General features: G+C 63.2%; 16 protein-coding genes. 8 read left to right on the top strand and 8 right to left on the bottom strand.

Translation table 11 applies throughout. The annotated features are described in order from the left end of the window. Positions 1-2 precede the first annotated feature (2 nt). The 4 genes from JNG39_RS04245 to JNG39_RS04260 form a co-directional block, all read right to left on the bottom strand. Positions 3-806: a carboxymuconolactone decarboxylase family protein gene (locus JNG39_RS04245; protein WP_368309887.1), complete on the bottom strand. Its 804-nt coding sequence runs from the start codon at positions 804-806 to the stop codon at positions 3-5. Next, on the bottom strand, positions 784-1,239 hold the full coding sequence (locus JNG39_RS04250) for a cupin domain-containing protein (protein ID WP_368309888.1): 456 nt from the start codon (positions 1,237-1,239) through the stop codon (positions 784-786). Before JNG39_RS04250 ends, JNG39_RS04245 begins: the two co-directional genes overlap by 23 nt. A gap of 66 nt (positions 1,240-1,305) precedes the next feature. Continuing rightward, on the bottom strand, positions 1,306-1,716 hold the full coding sequence (locus JNG39_RS04255; RefSeq protein ID WP_368309889.1) for a cupin domain-containing protein: 411 nt from the start codon (positions 1,714-1,716) through the stop codon (positions 1,306-1,308). Positions 1,717-1,764: 48 nt separating this feature from the next. Then, complete coding sequence (locus JNG39_RS04260; protein WP_368309890.1) at positions 1,765-2,115, bottom strand: cyclophilin-like fold protein; 351 nt, start codon at positions 2,113-2,115, stop codon at positions 1,765-1,767. A gap of 330 nt (positions 2,116-2,445) precedes the next feature. Here JNG39_RS04260 and JNG39_RS04265 point away from each other — a divergent pair, with 330 nt between their 5' ends. Further along, positions 2,446-3,393: a LysR family transcriptional regulator gene (locus JNG39_RS04265; protein WP_368309892.1), complete on the top strand. Its 948-nt coding sequence runs from the start codon at positions 2,446-2,448 to the stop codon at positions 3,391-3,393. Between the two features lie 749 nt (positions 3,394-4,142). Here JNG39_RS04265 and JNG39_RS04270 read toward each other — a convergent pair. Further along, a complete protein-coding gene (locus JNG39_RS04270; RefSeq protein ID WP_368309893.1) occupies positions 4,143-5,381 on the bottom strand; it encodes a hypothetical protein in 1,239 nt (412 codons plus the stop codon). Between the two features lie 270 nt (positions 5,382-5,651). Here JNG39_RS04270 and JNG39_RS04275 point away from each other — a divergent pair, with 270 nt between their 5' ends. Then, positions 5,652-6,695 carry a hypothetical protein gene (locus JNG39_RS04275; protein ID WP_368309894.1) on the top strand — a complete coding sequence of 348 codons (1,044 nt, stop codon included), beginning with the start codon at positions 5,652-5,654 and terminating at the stop codon, positions 6,693-6,695. Positions 6,696-6,808: 113 nt separating this feature from the next. Beyond that, entirely contained in the window at positions 6,809-7,801 is a 993-nt protein-coding gene (locus tag JNG39_RS04280; RefSeq protein WP_368309895.1) for a hypothetical protein, read from the top strand. Between the two features lie 38 nt (positions 7,802-7,839). Here the strand turns inward: JNG39_RS04280 and JNG39_RS04285 are convergent, their stop codons facing one another. Next, positions 7,840-8,964: a hypothetical protein gene (locus JNG39_RS04285; RefSeq protein ID WP_368309896.1), complete on the bottom strand. Its 1,125-nt coding sequence runs from the start codon at positions 8,962-8,964 to the stop codon at positions 7,840-7,842. Further along, positions 8,915-9,943 (bottom strand): DNA-processing protein DprA, encoded by a 1,029-nt coding sequence (locus JNG39_RS04290; protein WP_368309897.1) that lies wholly within the window; start codon positions 9,941-9,943, stop codon positions 8,915-8,917. The genes JNG39_RS04285 and JNG39_RS04290 overlap by 50 nt, the downstream gene beginning before the upstream one ends. A 502-nt stretch (positions 9,944-10,445) precedes the next feature. Here JNG39_RS04290 and JNG39_RS04295 point away from each other — a divergent pair. The 3 genes from JNG39_RS04295 to JNG39_RS04305 all read left to right on the top strand — a co-directional run bounded on the left by JNG39_RS04295 (position 10,446) and on the right by JNG39_RS04305 (position 14,547). Beyond that, a complete protein-coding gene (locus JNG39_RS04295) occupies positions 10,446-11,048 on the top strand; it encodes a hypothetical protein (protein ID WP_368309898.1) in 603 nt (200 codons plus the stop codon). Further along, positions 11,005-12,030 (top strand): hypothetical protein, encoded by a 1,026-nt coding sequence (locus JNG39_RS04300; protein WP_368309899.1) that lies wholly within the window; start codon positions 11,005-11,007, stop codon positions 12,028-12,030. The genes JNG39_RS04295 and JNG39_RS04300 overlap by 44 nt, the downstream gene beginning before the upstream one ends. Before the next feature lie 864 nt (positions 12,031-12,894). Then, positions 12,895-14,547, top strand: a complete 1,653-nt coding sequence (locus tag JNG39_RS04305; protein ID WP_368309900.1) for a MobA/MobL family protein — start codon at positions 12,895-12,897, stop codon at positions 14,545-14,547. 74 nt (positions 14,548-14,621) lie between these two features. Here the strand turns inward: JNG39_RS04305 and JNG39_RS04310 are convergent, their stop codons facing one another. After that, positions 14,622-14,939, bottom strand: a complete 318-nt coding sequence (locus JNG39_RS04310; RefSeq protein ID WP_368309901.1) for a hypothetical protein — start codon at positions 14,937-14,939, stop codon at positions 14,622-14,624. Between the two features lie 38 nt (positions 14,940-14,977). Between JNG39_RS04310 and JNG39_RS04315 the strand changes: the two genes are divergently transcribed. Further along, positions 14,978-15,448, top strand: a complete 471-nt coding sequence (locus tag JNG39_RS04315; protein WP_368309902.1) for a hypothetical protein — start codon at positions 14,978-14,980, stop codon at positions 15,446-15,448. Positions 15,449-15,658: 210 nt separating this feature from the next. Continuing rightward, positions 15,659-16,285, top strand: coding sequence for a hypothetical protein (locus tag JNG39_RS04320; protein WP_368309904.1), 627 nt, complete (start codon positions 15,659-15,661; stop codon positions 16,283-16,285). The last annotated feature ends 31 nt before the right edge of the window (positions 16,286-16,316 follow it).

Consider the following 16,316-nt stretch of genomic DNA (forward strand, 5'->3'; position numbering starts at 1 on the left):
GGCTACTGCTTGCCGTTCGGAAGCGTTGCCAGATGCCGATCCAGCGCCTTGTTGGCGCGGCCGGCCATGTCAGCATCCACGCGAGACGACAGCACCTGGGTGACCTGGCGCAACTGGCCGGCCGTGATGCCGACGTTCATGCTGATGCGCATGTGCGCCTGCAACTGCGACTCGGCGTCGGGCAGCGCCGAGAGCATGGCCACGGTCGCCAGTTCGCGGCTTTGCCAATCCAGGTTGTCGCGCTCGAAGATGTCGCCGAACAGGTGCGCACGCAGGTATTCGTTGGCGGCGGGCGCGAAATCGAACAGCGGCCCCTGCACCGGACCGCCCGAAAGCCTGGTCTGGTTGGCCGTGCCGGCGGCCAGCAATGCGTCGCCTTTGGGGATGGGGCGCCTGGGTTCGCGCCCCGGCGCATCCCGGACGCCGCGCTGCTTGCGCGCCTCCAGCACTTTCATCAGCTCGCCCAGTGCATTGAGGCTGCGCGGGAAACCGGCGTAGGCGTAGAGCTGCACCAGGATTTCTCTCGCATCGCTCACGGTCATGCCCGCGTCCAGCCCTTGGTTGAGTGCGGCATTGAGCTTGGCCACATCGGCCGCTGCGGCAAAGGCCGCAATGGACACAATCGCCTGCTGACGGGCCGAGAGGGGGACGGAGGCGCTGGGGGCGCTGGTTGATGTGTGGTTCATGGGCTTGCTCTCCTGCGAGTGGGCGATCTGGCTCCATGCCGTGACCAGGCCCAGGGTGATGGCCAGCGCACCGACGCGCGGGCGGGCTGTGCGCGCCTTAGCGGGCTTTGTAGTGCTCATCGGTCACTTTCTCCATCCAGGTCACGTTCTTGCTGTCCACGGTGCCGGTCACGGCCAGGTGCGTCATGGCGGCATCGGGTGCGGCCCCGTGCCAGTGCTTGACGACGGGAGGGCACCACGCCACGTCGCCGGGGCGGATGACCTGCACTGGCTTGCCCCATTCCTGGGTCAGGCCTACGCCGGATGTCACCACCCGGCGCTGTCCTGCCGGATGCGTGTGCCACGCGGAACGCGCGCCGGGCTCGAAAGTGACTAGCCCGCCGGAAGCGTTGATGTTCTTGTCGGCGGACCAGATTGGATCAATGCGCGTGCGGCCGGTGAAATATTCGGCGGGACCGGCCATCGAGGCCTGGTCGCCCGCGCGAGTAATCTGCTGTGCGCCAGCGGATGGATTGGTCTGCGGTTCGGCGGCCAGCGCTAAGCTGGCGTGCATCCCCATCGCGCACAACGCAAGTCGGAGAACTGAGTGGATGAGGTCCTTTCTTGAAGGTGAAACGGCTCAACCGCCTGGCGGGCCGGCAAGGTACTGTTCGTCAGTGACGTGCTCCATCCATTCGACGTTTTTGCCATCCAGCGCCTCCTGGATGGCGATGTGCGTCATAGCGGTGGTCGGAGAGGCGCCGTGCCAGTGTCTGTGTCCGGGTGGGCACCAGATGACGTCACCGGCGCGGATTTCGACGATGGGCTCGCCCTCGCACTGCGTCCAGCCCGAGCCGGCGGTGACGATGAGGGTCTGCCCCAGCGGGTGGGTGTGCCAGGCCGAGCGGGCGCCCGGCTCAAAGGTGACGGCAGCGCACGACACACGCGCTGGCGCGGGAGGGTTGTTCAGCGGATCGATGCGAACCGTGCCGGTGAACCACTCGGCGGGGCCCTGGGTGGAAGGTTGAGATCCAGCGCGTTTGAGTTCCATGGTGCGGTCCTTTCAACAAATAGGGTTGGGTGTTGCGGGGAATCGGTCTTATCCGGCCACTTCGATACGTGCCTTCAGAGGACCGGCGGTGCGCAGCACCTGGATGTCGCCGTCGATGCGACCGAGCTTGACCAGGCCGGCGGAATAGTTAAGGCCCTTGTAGAAGATGGCCAGATTGCCCCAGGGCGCGTAGTAGGTGATGTCGCCTATGGAGGGCGTCATGCCCGCCGGTGCCCCCGCTGTGGAGAGCTTCGTGGGCATCTGCGCGATCTTCTCGGTGGCGGCGTAGTCCTCCAGGTCCAGCGCCAACGGCAGCAGGGCGAGAAAATCGCGGACCGCAGCACTGTCCTCCAGCGTCGCGGAAAGCATGTGTCCGTCGATCGTCAATCGGATGTCCATGGAGGTGGTTCCATCGTTTAGTGTTGTCGAGCTGAGCAATGCTGCGGACCGAGGCGCAGCCATCCCTTCTCGGGCATGGGCTGGCGTGATAGCCCATGCCCATGTCAATAGCAAAGCGACAGATGCACTGGAAAGCTGCATCGGTTTCCTCCTGCGTGGGTCGCGCTTGGCGTCACCACGCCATGGGCCCGCTTTGCACCGGTATCGATCGCTTACGGATCCGAGAACGCGCTTCAGCTGGCGACAAACGGCCCGCATAAAACTATATTGCGCTCGTCATTGATTGAGAATATCGTAAAATCGATATACATCAGTGAAAGAAATTCACCAATGGCAAGAGAGAACCTCAGCGACCTGCAAGCCTTTATCGCCGTGGCCCGCGAGCGCAGCTTCACCCGGGCGGCGGCACAACTTGGCCTGTCGCGTTCGGCGTTGAGCCACGCGATGCTGTCCCTGGAATCCCGGCTGGGAGTGCGGTTGCTGACCCGCACCACGCGCAGCGTCTCCACCACGGAAGCCGGCTCACGGCTACTGGATGCGGTGGCGCCCCGGATCGACGAGATCGAACTGGAATTGGGCTCGCTGGTCGCGCTGCGCGATAAGCCAATTGGCACGGTGCGCATCACGGCGCACGACCACGCAATTACGACTGTACTTTGGCCGCGACTGCTGGCCCTACTGCAGGAGTACCCCGACATCCACATCGAATTCAGCGTGGACTATGCGTTCACCGACATCGCGGCGCACCGCTTCGATGCAGGTGTGCGCATAGGCGATCGCGTGGACAAAGACATGATTGCCGTGCGTCTCGCGCCCGACTTGCGCATGGCCGTGGCCGCGTCACCAAGCTATCTTGCGGGAAGGCCGAGGCCCGAGACGCCCCACGATCTGACCGAGCACCGCTGCATCAACCTTCGGCTGCCGACGCACGGAGGCTTGTACGCTTGGGACTTCGAGAAGAACGGACAATCCGTCAATGTCCGCGTAAACGGTCAGGTCACGTTCAATAACACTTTTTTGATGCTTCAGGCGGCGCTCGACGGGATGGGCGTTGCCTTCGTGCCGCTGGACACCGTGCAGCCGCACATTGAGGCCGGCCGGCTGCTACCGGTGCTGGAAGACTGGTGGCCGACGTTTCCGGGCTACCATCTGTACTACGCCAACCGCAGGCAAATTGCGCCAGTTTTGTCCTTGGTAATCGACGCATTGCGCTGGCACGCCAACAGGCCATCCAACAATCCCATTGGCCACGAGGCCTCCGGTGTATCGCGCCGATAGGCTGTTTTACCCGCTAAACGCGGCAAGCTGGTGAAGGTTCGAGACTTAGTGGAGCACTTGCGAGAGGTGGCCTGTCGTTTTAAAGCGATGGCCCGAACACGTTGAACGGCGGATGGTCTGCTGATGCTCGGGTCCGGGAAAGCTGAATCACCTGTACAGCTTCGACAGGGCGCGTCTTAGTTTCCTTCGGAAACCACGCGCCCTACGGGGTGAGCAAAATGCATGAGCCAGGGCCAACCGCCAAAGCGTCGCGCGTTTCGGTGGCGAAGGAGTCGTCGCCTCGCATCGTTGCATGGCCACGCACGAGTCGGGCGCGTCGGCCCTCAGTGTCTTGTATGCGCGGACAGACTCGTCGGCGTCGTGCCCTACAGTCGCCATCGCATCGCTTTCGACGTCCTCACACAGCGCTGGGCGAGCGATCAACCGAGGCGAATGAACCATCGCTCGGTGCGTCGCGCGCTGTGGTAGCTGCCGCCGCATGGACAGTCAGCGTGTGCGACGGGTCACGGATGAGGCGTGTCGATGGTGGGTTCGTCGAGCAGGGGAAGCCCGCCAACCACCAACGGTTGGCGGAAACTATGGCGTGCTCCGACGGAAGCATCCTGAGCAGCATCGGCAGCGACATCGGCGCCGACCCGCAACGTCGGCAGTCCGGCTCAGTCCATCGATGCGTGCGCCTCGTCGAACTGGCCCTTCGGCAGGTAGAGGCCATGCTCCAGGCCCGTCCGCTTGCGCGGTGAAGGCGCAGGTTAGGGGGCGGGAAACAGCACCTTCGTCGGCTTGGCCGGCTCTGGGTTGTCGGTCGATGGCTCCGGCGGGCACGCCTGGGTCGCGACCACCACCTTGGCATCGATAATCCAGGTGGTCTTTGGATCGCCCTTCTGACGCACGTAATACTGGGCGTCGGTCGGAAAGACGAAATTGAACGGCACCGTCTCTGTGCCGCCCGTCGTCGCCAGCAGCTTAGAAAGAACAGGATCTTTCTCCGCGTCGCGCAAGACGAAGACGGTGCACAGCCGCATCGGCGTCGAGGTCGACCCCAAGGCAAAGTGCACCAAGCGTGCGCCCATCGGTTGAACGAGCCCGATGCCCGCCAGCAACACGAAGGTGAAGCACACCATGTGTTTGAGGGCGTTGGGATACCACCCCCGAAAAACGTTATGACCAACGAATAGTTGCGCGCCGACGATGGCCGTCATCGCCAAAAACATCCACACCACCGCTAAGCCCACGTCGGCCGCTGCCGCACTCGGCGTCGCCTGCAGCACGACCAACAGCACGGCAAAGCCCACGTAGTTCTGCATCAGCAGCGCCACAAGCAACAGCAGTGCGAAGCCCTTCATCGAGAAGAACCCCAGGCGTCCAACGATCGCGACCAATCCCCATCCACACAGCCACTCGAGCGCCAGCAGCACACCCATCCATACGATGCCGTGCCACACCGGGTCATCCGGGTGGAGAACGTTCCACCACACGACACTGCCCCAACCCAAGACGCTCAGGATGGCCGATGCCCACCAATGGACACGTAGCCATCGACCACCTGGGCGCCAGCACGTTGTAGCGCTGCGCGGGGTCGTCAACACCCCAAACAGGTCGACCATACGTCGCCCAGCTTTGCCGATCGGCTCGACGAGCACGAGCGAAGGAAAGAGGAGCGTGGACAACAGCACGATGGCGACACCACACACGACCGCAAAAATAGCGGGCAGTGCGCTGAGCACACTCGCACTGGCAAAGCTCACCGGCACGCCAAATTCCCGACGGAAGTCCCCCCACAAGAACGCGGAGATGGCGATGGTCAGCGCAGCCAGAGGTGTCGCCCGGTCGGCCAACCACTTGAGCAGCTCCGACACGCTGGCAAACAGCGTTGTGGGCGGTGCCACGGTGCATGTGACTGTGGAAGGGCAGGCGACGGTGGGAGCACCGCAGCAGTGCGGTACAGCCTGAGAGGGGGCGGCCGAATCGGGCAGCGGGGGATCGTCCATGTTCGAATCTCCTTGAAAGCGATACAACGACATCGGCCGAGCCGAGAAAGACTTGAGCGAGACGCCACCGCACCGCACCCGTGCCGCCACGCCCAGACCCAGGCCTAGAGCCAGGGCAGGCCTGGGGCAGCGGCCGCTGCGATGTGGTCTGCCAGAACCGTCGGCCGCCGACTAAGCGTCACGCGCGGACATCCTCGGTGCAAAATCGTTGACATTCGGCTGGACCACGAATGCGATAGTGCGCCCCCCCCCTGTTCTCGTATGCCGCGCATGACTGTGAATCGATTTACTGCCACCGTCGAAGCGATCGCCGAAAGCCTGGTTGGGACGTTTGACTTGCGGTTCAAGCGCGAAGTCGCTGAACAGGCTTCGCCGGTGATGCGGTGGTTGGACTTTCGGCTGCGCCATGTAGCGCCGATGCCGCGAACCGTGGTGGCGTCCGATCGTTTTCCTGTGCGCTTGCCGGCCGCGGCCGCGACGGGATTGCATCGGTTGGTCAAGATGTTCGAGCACGGCCACGATGTGAACCCTTACCAAGGCCGCGGGTTACGCCTGCGCAACGATACCAGCGACGCGCGACGGCACGTCCGCACGGACTTGCTCTACGCCGACTGGGGCATTCTGCATTTCCATTTGCCCAACGGCCCTATTCCGAAGGTCCAATACTTCTCAAAACCCTCCGATTGGCTCGCGTTTTGCCTCGTGGCCGATGAGCAAGTGGCGTTCATCGATGTGTGTGCCCACGGAAATCGCGAGTCCTTTTCCGAACCGGCCTTGCTGGCGACCGCATTGCGATCGTGGCCCGATTTCGCCGAGCGGTACCGGGTGAATGGGGTTTCGGGCGAGGATGCGGCGTCCGCATCCATCATCCATCGCTCCCGCGAAGGGGGGCTCAATCGGTTCTTTGTCCATGACGGGGCGGTATACGCGGGTCCAGGGGGCGGGGTGATGACCTCAGGGGTGCCGTTGGTGGTGGTGCGCACCCAAGACCGGATGGCCGATCTTGTCGATCAACTGGTGACCCAGGTCAGCGACCCGGACGGCTACTACCGCACCTATCCGACGGTGCGGAACGTCGGCGACCCGCTCTTCGAGTTGCGGCTGCACGAAGATGGGTTAGGCCTGTTCGAAGCCTGCTCCCGAACGCTGTTCCGGGCCGACTCGGCCCCCACGTCATCCCATCGCCAAGGTTTGCTGGGCTTGTCGGATCTGCTGGTGCCGACTTGGTGCTTGCCACAGCTGCGGGCCGCCAAGGCGAGTCTCGACGCGCTGTGGTGCGAGCCAGCGCCACCAAGGTCAGCGCAGAGCGATTGACGTGTCGAGCATCGCTTGCGCGGCCCGCGGACATCGCGTGCAATAGTCCGCATGGAGACTTCGGCACGGCCGCACCGACACCATTCCATCGCACACTGGCGGGGCACGCATCAATGAAGCCCCGTACACGCGCGCGAGTCTGGTTTTCGCTCATCGCGATATGGGCCGTCGGCTTCGCCGTGGCCCATGTCCTCGATGGACTGTGGGGCGCGGCGGTATTCTTGGGCGGGCCGGTGGCCGTGTTGCTGTGGCGAGTGGTGCCTCGGATGCGCGGCCTCTTGCAACAGAGCCGTGAGGGCCTCGAACGCACCGGACGCCGTTGGCGCTACGCCTTAGCCGAAGCGGACGCTCTTTACGCCTGGCCGCCATGGCTTCGATTGCTCTGGTATCTCGCGGCCTTGCTGTGCCTGATGACCGTGCTGCTGATGCTCATCGTGCCTCGGGGGATGGTGGTCGATGTGGTGTCCGCTACGGCCGGCACGTTCGTGATGGTGGTGGCTGCGATTGACGTGCTGAACTTGGCGCGGGTGGGGGTGCGCCGGGGCGCTGCCCAAGGGCTTCGCATCGGACTGGCGTCCGTTGGCACCGCCATCGTGGCCGCCGTGGCTCTGTCCGTGGCGCGCAAGACCATCTTCGCCTGGACCGGTGAGGATCCTTCGGCGTTTCCCGCCTCGGTCACCTTGTTGACCGCCGTGCTCGTGCCTTTGGGTTGGCTGGCGCTGTTGGCCGCGATGAGCGTGCTGCTGATGCTGCCGATGATGCTGATCACGCTGTGGCAGATGGCCAACACGAGGCGCATCAACCGAGAAGGGCACTTCCATGCGCTGCTGGTGGCGTGGCGTCCGTTCCTGGTATGCACCGTGCCGCTCTATTTATTCAGCCAGGTGTGGGGATGGCGCGATCAGGACTGGCCGTTGCTTCGACAATGGGGCACGACGGCTGTGGTGCTGCTCGATTACTGGGATCGCCCCGTCTGCGGCGGCGCCCGCGGCTTGGCCAACCGCGTAGAAGAGGACCGCTTCTCGGTCGTCATCGGTGGCCACAATCTGACGTGGCGATTCAGAGCCGTGGCGTGCCCGACACGCGACGGGGGCGCTCGACGTTAGCGACGCTGCGCCGCGCCGCAGGATGCAGGACCCATGCATTAAGGCAGCAAAGAGCGGAGGTCTTGTTGCGCCGTGACATCACCCGGATTTCCAAAGGTGTGATGTCCGCGGAATGCGAAGTCGTTGACCGGTCGAAAGGGATCCGATTTGAGTTCGATGTCGAACCGGCTGAGGCGGTTGCCGAACTTACCGAGTGCTATTCCGGTTACCGACGCTGCGCCTGCCTTGCGCAGGAACGCGGCTGCGACACCAAAAGACAATCCATAAGTCGTGCAATCGTCGATCACATACACGTGCCGCCCGTGGACGCTCCCTTCGTAGACTGGGTTGAGGTGGATGGTGCGAATCTGCTCGGTGGGGTCTTCGCGGTTCGCGCCTGGCGCCTTTGACCGCTTCGTCGAAGGGTGGTGGCGAATGAACAATGGCGTGTCCCGACGCGCCATCTGGTATCGGCCGAGTGTGGTGCGCAGGCGATGGCTGAAGTCGGAGAGGACTTCTTGATCGGTGTTGTTGCTGCTGGACGACGGATAGACGCCCCAAAACTGATTTCTGACGGTGTGCACTTGGTCACCCATCAACGAACGCACGGCCACCGCCAGCAGCGGATTGAGTCCCACGCCGCCTTGCTTTGCCGCGTGGGTGATGCGTGCGGCGAACTGTTGTTGTTCGGCCTCCACATATTTTCCGGACAAGTCTGCGAGCGCGCGAACGCCATAGGTGGGGGCCGTCGCCGTGAACCACCATTTGCCTTTCCAGCCGTCAATGAGCTGCAAGGTCTGCACCAGTTCGGCCGCGTGCGCGACGTGGATGCCAAGCGATTTGACGTCGGGGTCTTGGCTCCAGCCTCCTGCGATCAGGATGGCCCCTCCGTTCTTCCCCATGCGCATGTCTTCGGCGCTGGATGCGAGCACGAACAATTCATGGGGCGCGACGCCGAGTTGAGCTGCCTGCTCCATCACGACGCGGCCACTTTGACGGCCGCGGCGCTGGATGAAATGCACGTTGGTGCCCGCAAATGCGGCCGCCGACCAGGGCGGCTGTGGATGATTCGAGACCAGCACCACCGGCGTACCGCCTGCTGCGAGGGTCTTTAACGCATTCACCAGCTGTTGGTCAGGGTTCCCTGCGATGCAAAGCGCGCCGGGCGAGGTCATCAGCATCATTGAACAGCTCCGTGTCATTGGCCCGATCCTGCCGCCATAGCAGCGGGAGTAGGTTTTCGTAGTCGCTTTTCCCTGAAAGCACATGGACGTGCTTCAGTTGTTCCGCGCTCACCCGTAGCAACAGCGACTTCTCGGTGTCGCTGCCGTGGGTGAGAATTTGATTCGCTTCGATCACAGGAGCACCGTCGGCGATGTCTTGTTCGGTGGCTCCCGCGACCGCTAGCCATCGCCCATAGCGCAGCGCAGCGCGCGACGCATGCAGGCTTCCGCCATTTTGTTTGGATTGGACGAGCACCACGCCGTTGCTCAGGGCGGCTTGAGTTCGGTCGCGCTGGACGTAGCGGAATCCAGCTGGCTTGGTCCCAAATGGGAACTCGGTGACCAGCGCTCCGCCGCCGTCGACGATGGCTTCTGCCACCCCGGCATTCTCGCGTGGTGCAATCGTCTGAAGGCCGTGCGCCAACACCGCTACCGTGTGACCCTCGGCTTCTAGGGCGCCGCCATGGGCAAACGTGTCGCACCCCACGGCCAACCCGCTGACCACGCTGCAGGCATGCTCGGCAAAATACCGGCCAAGGCGCCACGCCGTGGACGCGCCGTGTCGGGTGGGGTGCCGTGTTCCAATGACCGCAACGGACCGCTGGATGAACGGCATCAGCATCCCGCGGATATACAGAACCGGTGGCACATCCGGATTCGAGCGCAGGGCAGGCGGATACTCCGGGTCTAGGGGACCGATAATCCTGGTTTGAAATCGGCGCGCGGCTTCCAACTGGCCTACGAGAAAGTCGCCCGAGGCCACCCACTCTTCTGAGGTGGCTGCCTTTTCGGCCACGTCAGCTGGCAACAAGTCCAACGGGTCACTCGGCAGCGTGCCTCGGCGCGCCTGCTCCAATGCCTGACGCAGGAGCACCGTCCCGACGCCGGGCGCTTGGCTCAGACGGAGGAGGGCGGCGGTGAGTGGGCTGACGTCACTCAATTGCTGATCGTCCCTGGCGAAGTAGCGCCCCCATTCTAGGAGTAGTCCAGTGACGCCGTCCACGTGAGAGTCTTGCCTGTTCGCGAAAAAGCTTGGACGTAGGTGCGACACCCTCGTCGCTGAATCGTCCGTGGGCGCACAGGCGCGCCGACTGAGGCTTCGTCGTACTAGTATTCCTAGGGTCTCGGCCGAGCCACCGACGCTGCGTTCGGTCAGCCGCCGGCCTATCGCCGGCAACAACACGCCTTCGAAGGTCATGACGATGGGGCGGGCATCATTGCTTCGGCTAAGCCGTCGGCATCGGCTCGGGTCAGTCATTTGGCTTACCCACGAAGCGGGCCGCTAGGCCGTGCCGTGGTTCCCTCGCTGGAGCCACATCCTGGCATCCCCGCCCATGTGCTGCCGACCGCCGACGCCGGGAACCCATCGCTTGACAGGTTCCGGCTTTGCTCTAGCTTGTGGATCGCGCGTCGCACGCGTGGCGTTAGGACGGGTCGATGCCTTGGCCATCGGGCCGCTCATTCCTTTCTCAACTGATAAAGCCCAGGCCATGCGCTCATTGCATTCACCCAACCTCCGCGATGCAACACGCTATTTGTCTAGTGTGGGCCTACGACTGGAACGACTCGTCGGGTCTACTGCCCGATATCGGCTCTCGCGCATCGACGGCGCGGGACGGGTCGAGCATGGATTGACGCTTGGCGAGATCTGGAATATCTGGGAAATGGATGCCAACGGCTTGCTCATCGACGCGGCGATTTACACCCGTGTTAAGGAGCTGCCGATCGGTGACCCGGGTCTCGATGCGGCGATTCAGTGGGTCCATGAGGGTGGGGCCGTTCCTCCCGTGCTGTGGCGGACCTCTGCCCGACGCGCGGGCACACGCCGCATGCCTCCTGGCTGGAAAGAGACGGTCCGGCCATGGATGGCAATACCGCCGGACAACCATTTGTCTTTGACCCCTTCATTGGCCGCACTTCTCCGAAATGGGCTGCAAAACGACCTCAAGGATCGCAAGCTGTGCTTGAATATCGGGCAATCTCATACGGAAGCTGCGATCGATGGAAGCCGCACAGATCAGCGAACAGGGCATGAAGCGCCTTAGTCGGCTCGGTTTGCCGGTTACGCCATCGCTCAATGCACTTGGCGTAGCCTTCCGGTCTGCATGCGCGAAGCTGGACCCACCGTCTCAGGCGATGTTGGATGAGCCTGGGCTGACGACAATGTTCTTAGGTGTTTTGCGCGAAGCGGCAGATCTCTGCGCGGAAGAATTTGGCGCCGATGGTGTGGCCGGCTGCACTTGGGTGCAGTACTCGGCGCAAGGCCCAGATCTGACCGAGCCACGCACCGGCGCCGACTTCGCCATCGTCGTTCGCCTGGGGGCTGGGGTCTCGCGCATGGCCATTTTTCAGGCGAAGAAAGGCGTCAGCGAGACGCCGATGGTGCTCCAGGTTCATCGGATGTCCCCAGCGTTGAAGGCAAAAAAAGATGAGCCTGCGGTTCAGGAAGAACCGCAGTTCACGCGCTTGGTCCGATACAGTTGGCAGCTGATGGGTCGGGCGGCACATGCCACGATCGACCTGTCACCGCTTTCGTGGGTCCACTACGTGGCCTACAACCGTGCGAAACCGCCCGAGACATTTAGCTTGGATCAAATGGGTCCGGTGCGAGACGAATATGCCCGACGCACTGCGAAAGGCATGGACAAGGCCAACTCGATATCCCTTGCCGGCATGACGGCACAGCGCTTCGCGGATATGTTAAGTGCCGCAGCCGAAACACCCTACGATCTGGAGCGGCCTCTTTCTGGCTGGATGGATGTGCAGGATACGGATGTGGACGACCGTATGGTCAAGCTTGCCAAGCACATGGACATCTATGTGGCACGTGATCGCACAGCCGGACCGGTACCAGAGTTTTTACCAAAAACACTGCTGGAGCGTGGCCGCATTTTTTCTGTTCCGAGCGATGCGAGGCCTCCTTCGATGCCTGCAAACGAACCGCGGCCTTTGGTTGGCAAAGACATCGACGATGGGCATCGTGAGGAACTTAACCCACCAAGACGGAAGCGGCGTAAGACGCTCTGACGGGCCGTGCGCCAGCTCGCCGTTAGCGACGTAGCTGACTCAGAGATCTATCGTCTTGTGGACGACTGTCATGCACGCCCCTGGTTGCTGGCAGGTGGCGCCCACTGACCCACCGTGCACAACTGGGCATTGAATCCAGGCTACAAACGCGGGGACTGATCGCCCGCAACAACACGCCTTCGAAGGTCATGTCGACGAGGAGGTCGGGTACCATCGCGTCGGCCTCACCGCCGACATCGGTTTGCTCAAGTAATACATGTTGCCCAAAGAGACTAGCCTCCAAGCCGTGTCTTCAGCGAGTGGCTCTTGCTTGGCCAGCCACACATGCTCCGAGGCATCATGGGATAGGTAGAAGCGTCTAGTATGGCCATGATGCGTTCGGCAGCGCGAGCGTTCATCCGGTCCACTTGGACTGCGCTCTCGACGGTAGCGACGCCGCGCGTCGGTCATCGGCCCACTGACGCGGCCGCATGCGGGATTGCGGGCACCCCATGCCTCCGGTTTGGTCGGATCAAGATCAGCGCCGGCCACGATGAGCGACGCGTCAAAGCCATGCGGCCTTCGCTGCGATCGTCTCCCGGCGCGCGCTAGCTGCACGGGTGGCTCGCCCACCTTCTCCACGAGGTGCATGCGCGACGCATGCGAAGACCTGTTCTTGCCGACGGTGCAGTGACGAACAGTAAGCGCGCGAATGCACTTCGCATATCTGAAGATCGGATATTTAGTTCAGCTTGACCACGGGGCGTCTTCGAGTTGGATGGGTCGCGGAAGTGTGCCCCTTCCGTAAACGCCGCATCGCCTTCATGCCTGCCAGCTCTGGCGGGACGCAGAAGTGCGGCCCCAACTTTTTGCAAAGGATCTTTCATGCTGCATGCCCGACCGCATCTCAACACCCACAATCGCATCGACGGCCATTCGGCCGTGGCTGGGGCCGCCTATCGCATGGGCCTCAAATTGTACGACCGGCGCCTCAAGCGCAGCTTTGATTTTCGCAAACGCAGCGGCAGTGAAGTCGTCTTCGCCACGACAGTTGCCCCGGCCGGCGCGCCCGTGTGGGCGACCGACCCGCTCGAATTGTGGAATCGCGTGGAGGCGGCGGAGCGGCGAAAGGACGCTCAGCTTGCAAGAGATTATCGCGTGCCACTACCCCTCGGACTGACGGACGAGGCTGTTTGCGCCATGGCCATTGAACTCGCGGAATACATCGCCAAGCGCCTGACGACCCCGGTGTCCATCGGGGTACACCGCGACGCGCCGATCACCGCCTTTGGCGAGACGAAGACCGAGGCGGAGGTGGGATGTCATGCCCATCTGTACTTCCCCACCCGTAAGATCTTGCTCAACGAAGACGCCACCAGCGATGCTCAATCAGGCGGGTCAGGCATGGGCGACAAGCTGACGTTCTTGTCGAACAAGGCGACGTCCGGCTACTTCGTGGAAGACGCCAACCGCGTGTGGGCCGAAACGGCCAATCGTTTTGCGGCAGCTGCCGGCATCACTCCGGACTATGACCACCGCAGTTATCGTCGGCAAGGTGTAAAGATTCGACCGCAACCGCGATTGGGCGAGGCGGCGACAGCGATGGAGCGCGCCGGGCAGCGGACCGAGCGAGGCGACCGCGTGCGAGAGGCCCAGGTGATGGCCGAGGTGTATCAGCGCGCGCACGCGGCGCGCGCACAGGCGAAACGATCACCGGCGGAACCCAGAACGAATCCGTCGGCTGCGCACGTGGCGAGTGATGCCGCGGGTGCCCAAGCCAGTCATGTGGGCACGCACGCCACTGCGTCCCAAGCGAACGTCAACGCTTCGCAAGCCACCGGCAGGGCGCCGGCGGGAGGCGCAACGCAGACCCTCTTCGAACGGTTCAAGGATCTCTATTGCGCAGGCGTACATGAGGGCATCCGTCCGCAAGACACGTATGTCTATCGCTTGGTGGACCTCATTGATCGGGCGATGCGGCGCATCGACAGCATTGGGCATGTCTTGTTCGGGTACCGAAAGGCGTTGGCGGAGGCGACGACAGCGCACTTGGATGCCAAAGGAGCCTTGAGCGACTGGCGCAAGGGTCCGCCGGACACCTACGAACACCACGAGCGACAACCGCTCTGGAATAGAATGGTTCAGGGCATGGGGCAGTGGATGAATCCACCCGATCCAATCGTGGTCAAGCGTCAAGCGCAAGAGCGGGCGCAGGTGGAGCAAAGGCTCGTCGATTGGGTCGATACCACAGCCCGACGCGTGGACGATCTGAAGGAACAGATGCAGCCGCACGAACGCCGAATCGTGTCTTCCAGAGCCGCGTTGCGTCAGAATCTCCGGGAGCTGCGCGAGCAGCACGAAGAGGCGGTGCCGTTGTTGATGGCGGCCCTCCTCGGCGGAGAGCGCAACTACATCGAGGGTTATCTGGCAGACGTACTCGTCGAGCCCAGCCCCGACGGCGCGGAAGGGGTACAGTCGGGAACAGGTCGACTGGGTGCGCCCAAACTGGTACTGCGACCGTTCCGGGGGCACGCATGAGTCGCCGTCGCGATCATGGGCCTGTGAAAATTCGATGCACCAGCGGGCGGGCGCCAGCGAACCCACACGGCTCCTCAGGGAGACAGGAGGCCCTCGACGGCGCCCATCAGGGCGGCGTACGCGGTGCCTACGCCAGCACCGGGAGGGCCTTCAGCAGGATGGAGGGCTTGGCACATCGCGCGAGCGGCGCGTTCCACGGCCGTGAGCCCGAGCATGCCTCCCCAGGTGGCCAACAGACCTGCCCGGAACCGAGCTTCCTCCAAGTCACCGTCGAGCAAGGTCTCGCCCAGCACTCGGACCTCATCGGCCAGTGCTGGCACCAGCAGCGCATCATCGGCGTCCGACAGGTCCATCGGGGAAGTGTAGACGACGCCGAGTCCCCGCGCCGGCATGCCACGACCCTCGAGAAGGCCCGGGCAAGGAGTGCGGCATGAACCAGTCGAAGGTGACCGCCTTTTGTCTAGGCTCGCGGGATGCGCTTGATCGGCAGATCCTGGCGATGGACGACGACCGATTCGACCGCGCCTACGCGGCTTGGGCGCGCTACGATCGACGGCAGCGGCGCGTGGAGCATCCCGACGGTCATCTGGACCCGAAGGGGCTCTGGATGCCGTCGGTCGAGGAACAAAGCGAGGTCGTGCGCAACGCCCGCATCCCCACCGTGTCGTATCCCACCGCCTACCGGGTGGTCTGCCGAAGCTTGCAACATTGCGTGGCGCTTGAGGGCGCGGATCACGGGGATGCGATTTTGGTGAAGTATTGGATTCGCGGCGTGGAGTGTCGCGTGCGCGGGCCAGTGGCGGATGCCCGTGCCTACCGTTCGGCATGGAAACTCGAGGAGGCGTTGGCGAACGCGGCGCCGCCGAGACCTCCTCCGGTGCCACGACGGCCTCGACTGTAATGCCATGAGCGGACAGCGGGCCTAAGGGCAGCCGTCCGCTCCCGGGCGGGTCAATCTGATGCTGAAAGAGATTTCATGCGTACTGCCGCTGTGAGCCGCCGAGACGCGGGACGAGGCGTTCGCGCGCATGCCTATTGCCCTTCGTGGCCGGTGTCGGATAATCCGCCAGGGAGGCGTCGGGGCCTCAATGTCAAAGCGGAGCTGCGAGCGATGGCGTTACAACAGTCGGTGGTGCCAATCCACTGGGGGTATTTTCTCGCGCTGGAAGACGATCTCTACACGCTGGCGCGCTACGTCGAGTTCTCGCCGGCCAACTACGAGACCTATTCCATCGAGATTGCGCGCTTGCTGCTCAGTGCATGCGCCGAGGTCGACAGCATCCTGAAACAGCTTGTTGAGAAGGTCGGCTCAAACGAGCGAGCGCGAAACATCGTCGATTATTTCGACCCAGTGACCAGCTATTCCGATAAATTCGTGCCCTTTCGCATGGCCATTCCACGCCACGGCCTGGAGCTGCACCCGTGGATCGACTGGAAGCGCGATCAGCCACCGGCGTGGTGGTCCGCGCACAATAACGTAAAGCACCACCGGCACAGCCGCTTCGACCAAGCGACCCTGAAGCACTGCCTGAACGCCATGGCGGGGCTCTTGGTGGCGGTCCTGCATCTGCACGCGGATGAGGCCAGCAACGGGACGTTGGTCGGCCTGCCCAAGTTGTTCACGGTGCCACCCGACATGGGCGGTGGCCAGCGGTGGGCCGAACTGGGCCATGTGCAGCTCTTTTATCTGCGCGACGACGAAAATCCGATGCGCCGGATGGGTGGGCAACCCGCGTAATCTCGGTCTTGTGGCATGGATGCTGCCAGCG

This window comes from Luteibacter sp. CQ10, from assembly GCF_040900725.1.
GTDB lineage: Bacteria > Pseudomonadota > Gammaproteobacteria > Xanthomonadales > Rhodanobacteraceae > Luteibacter.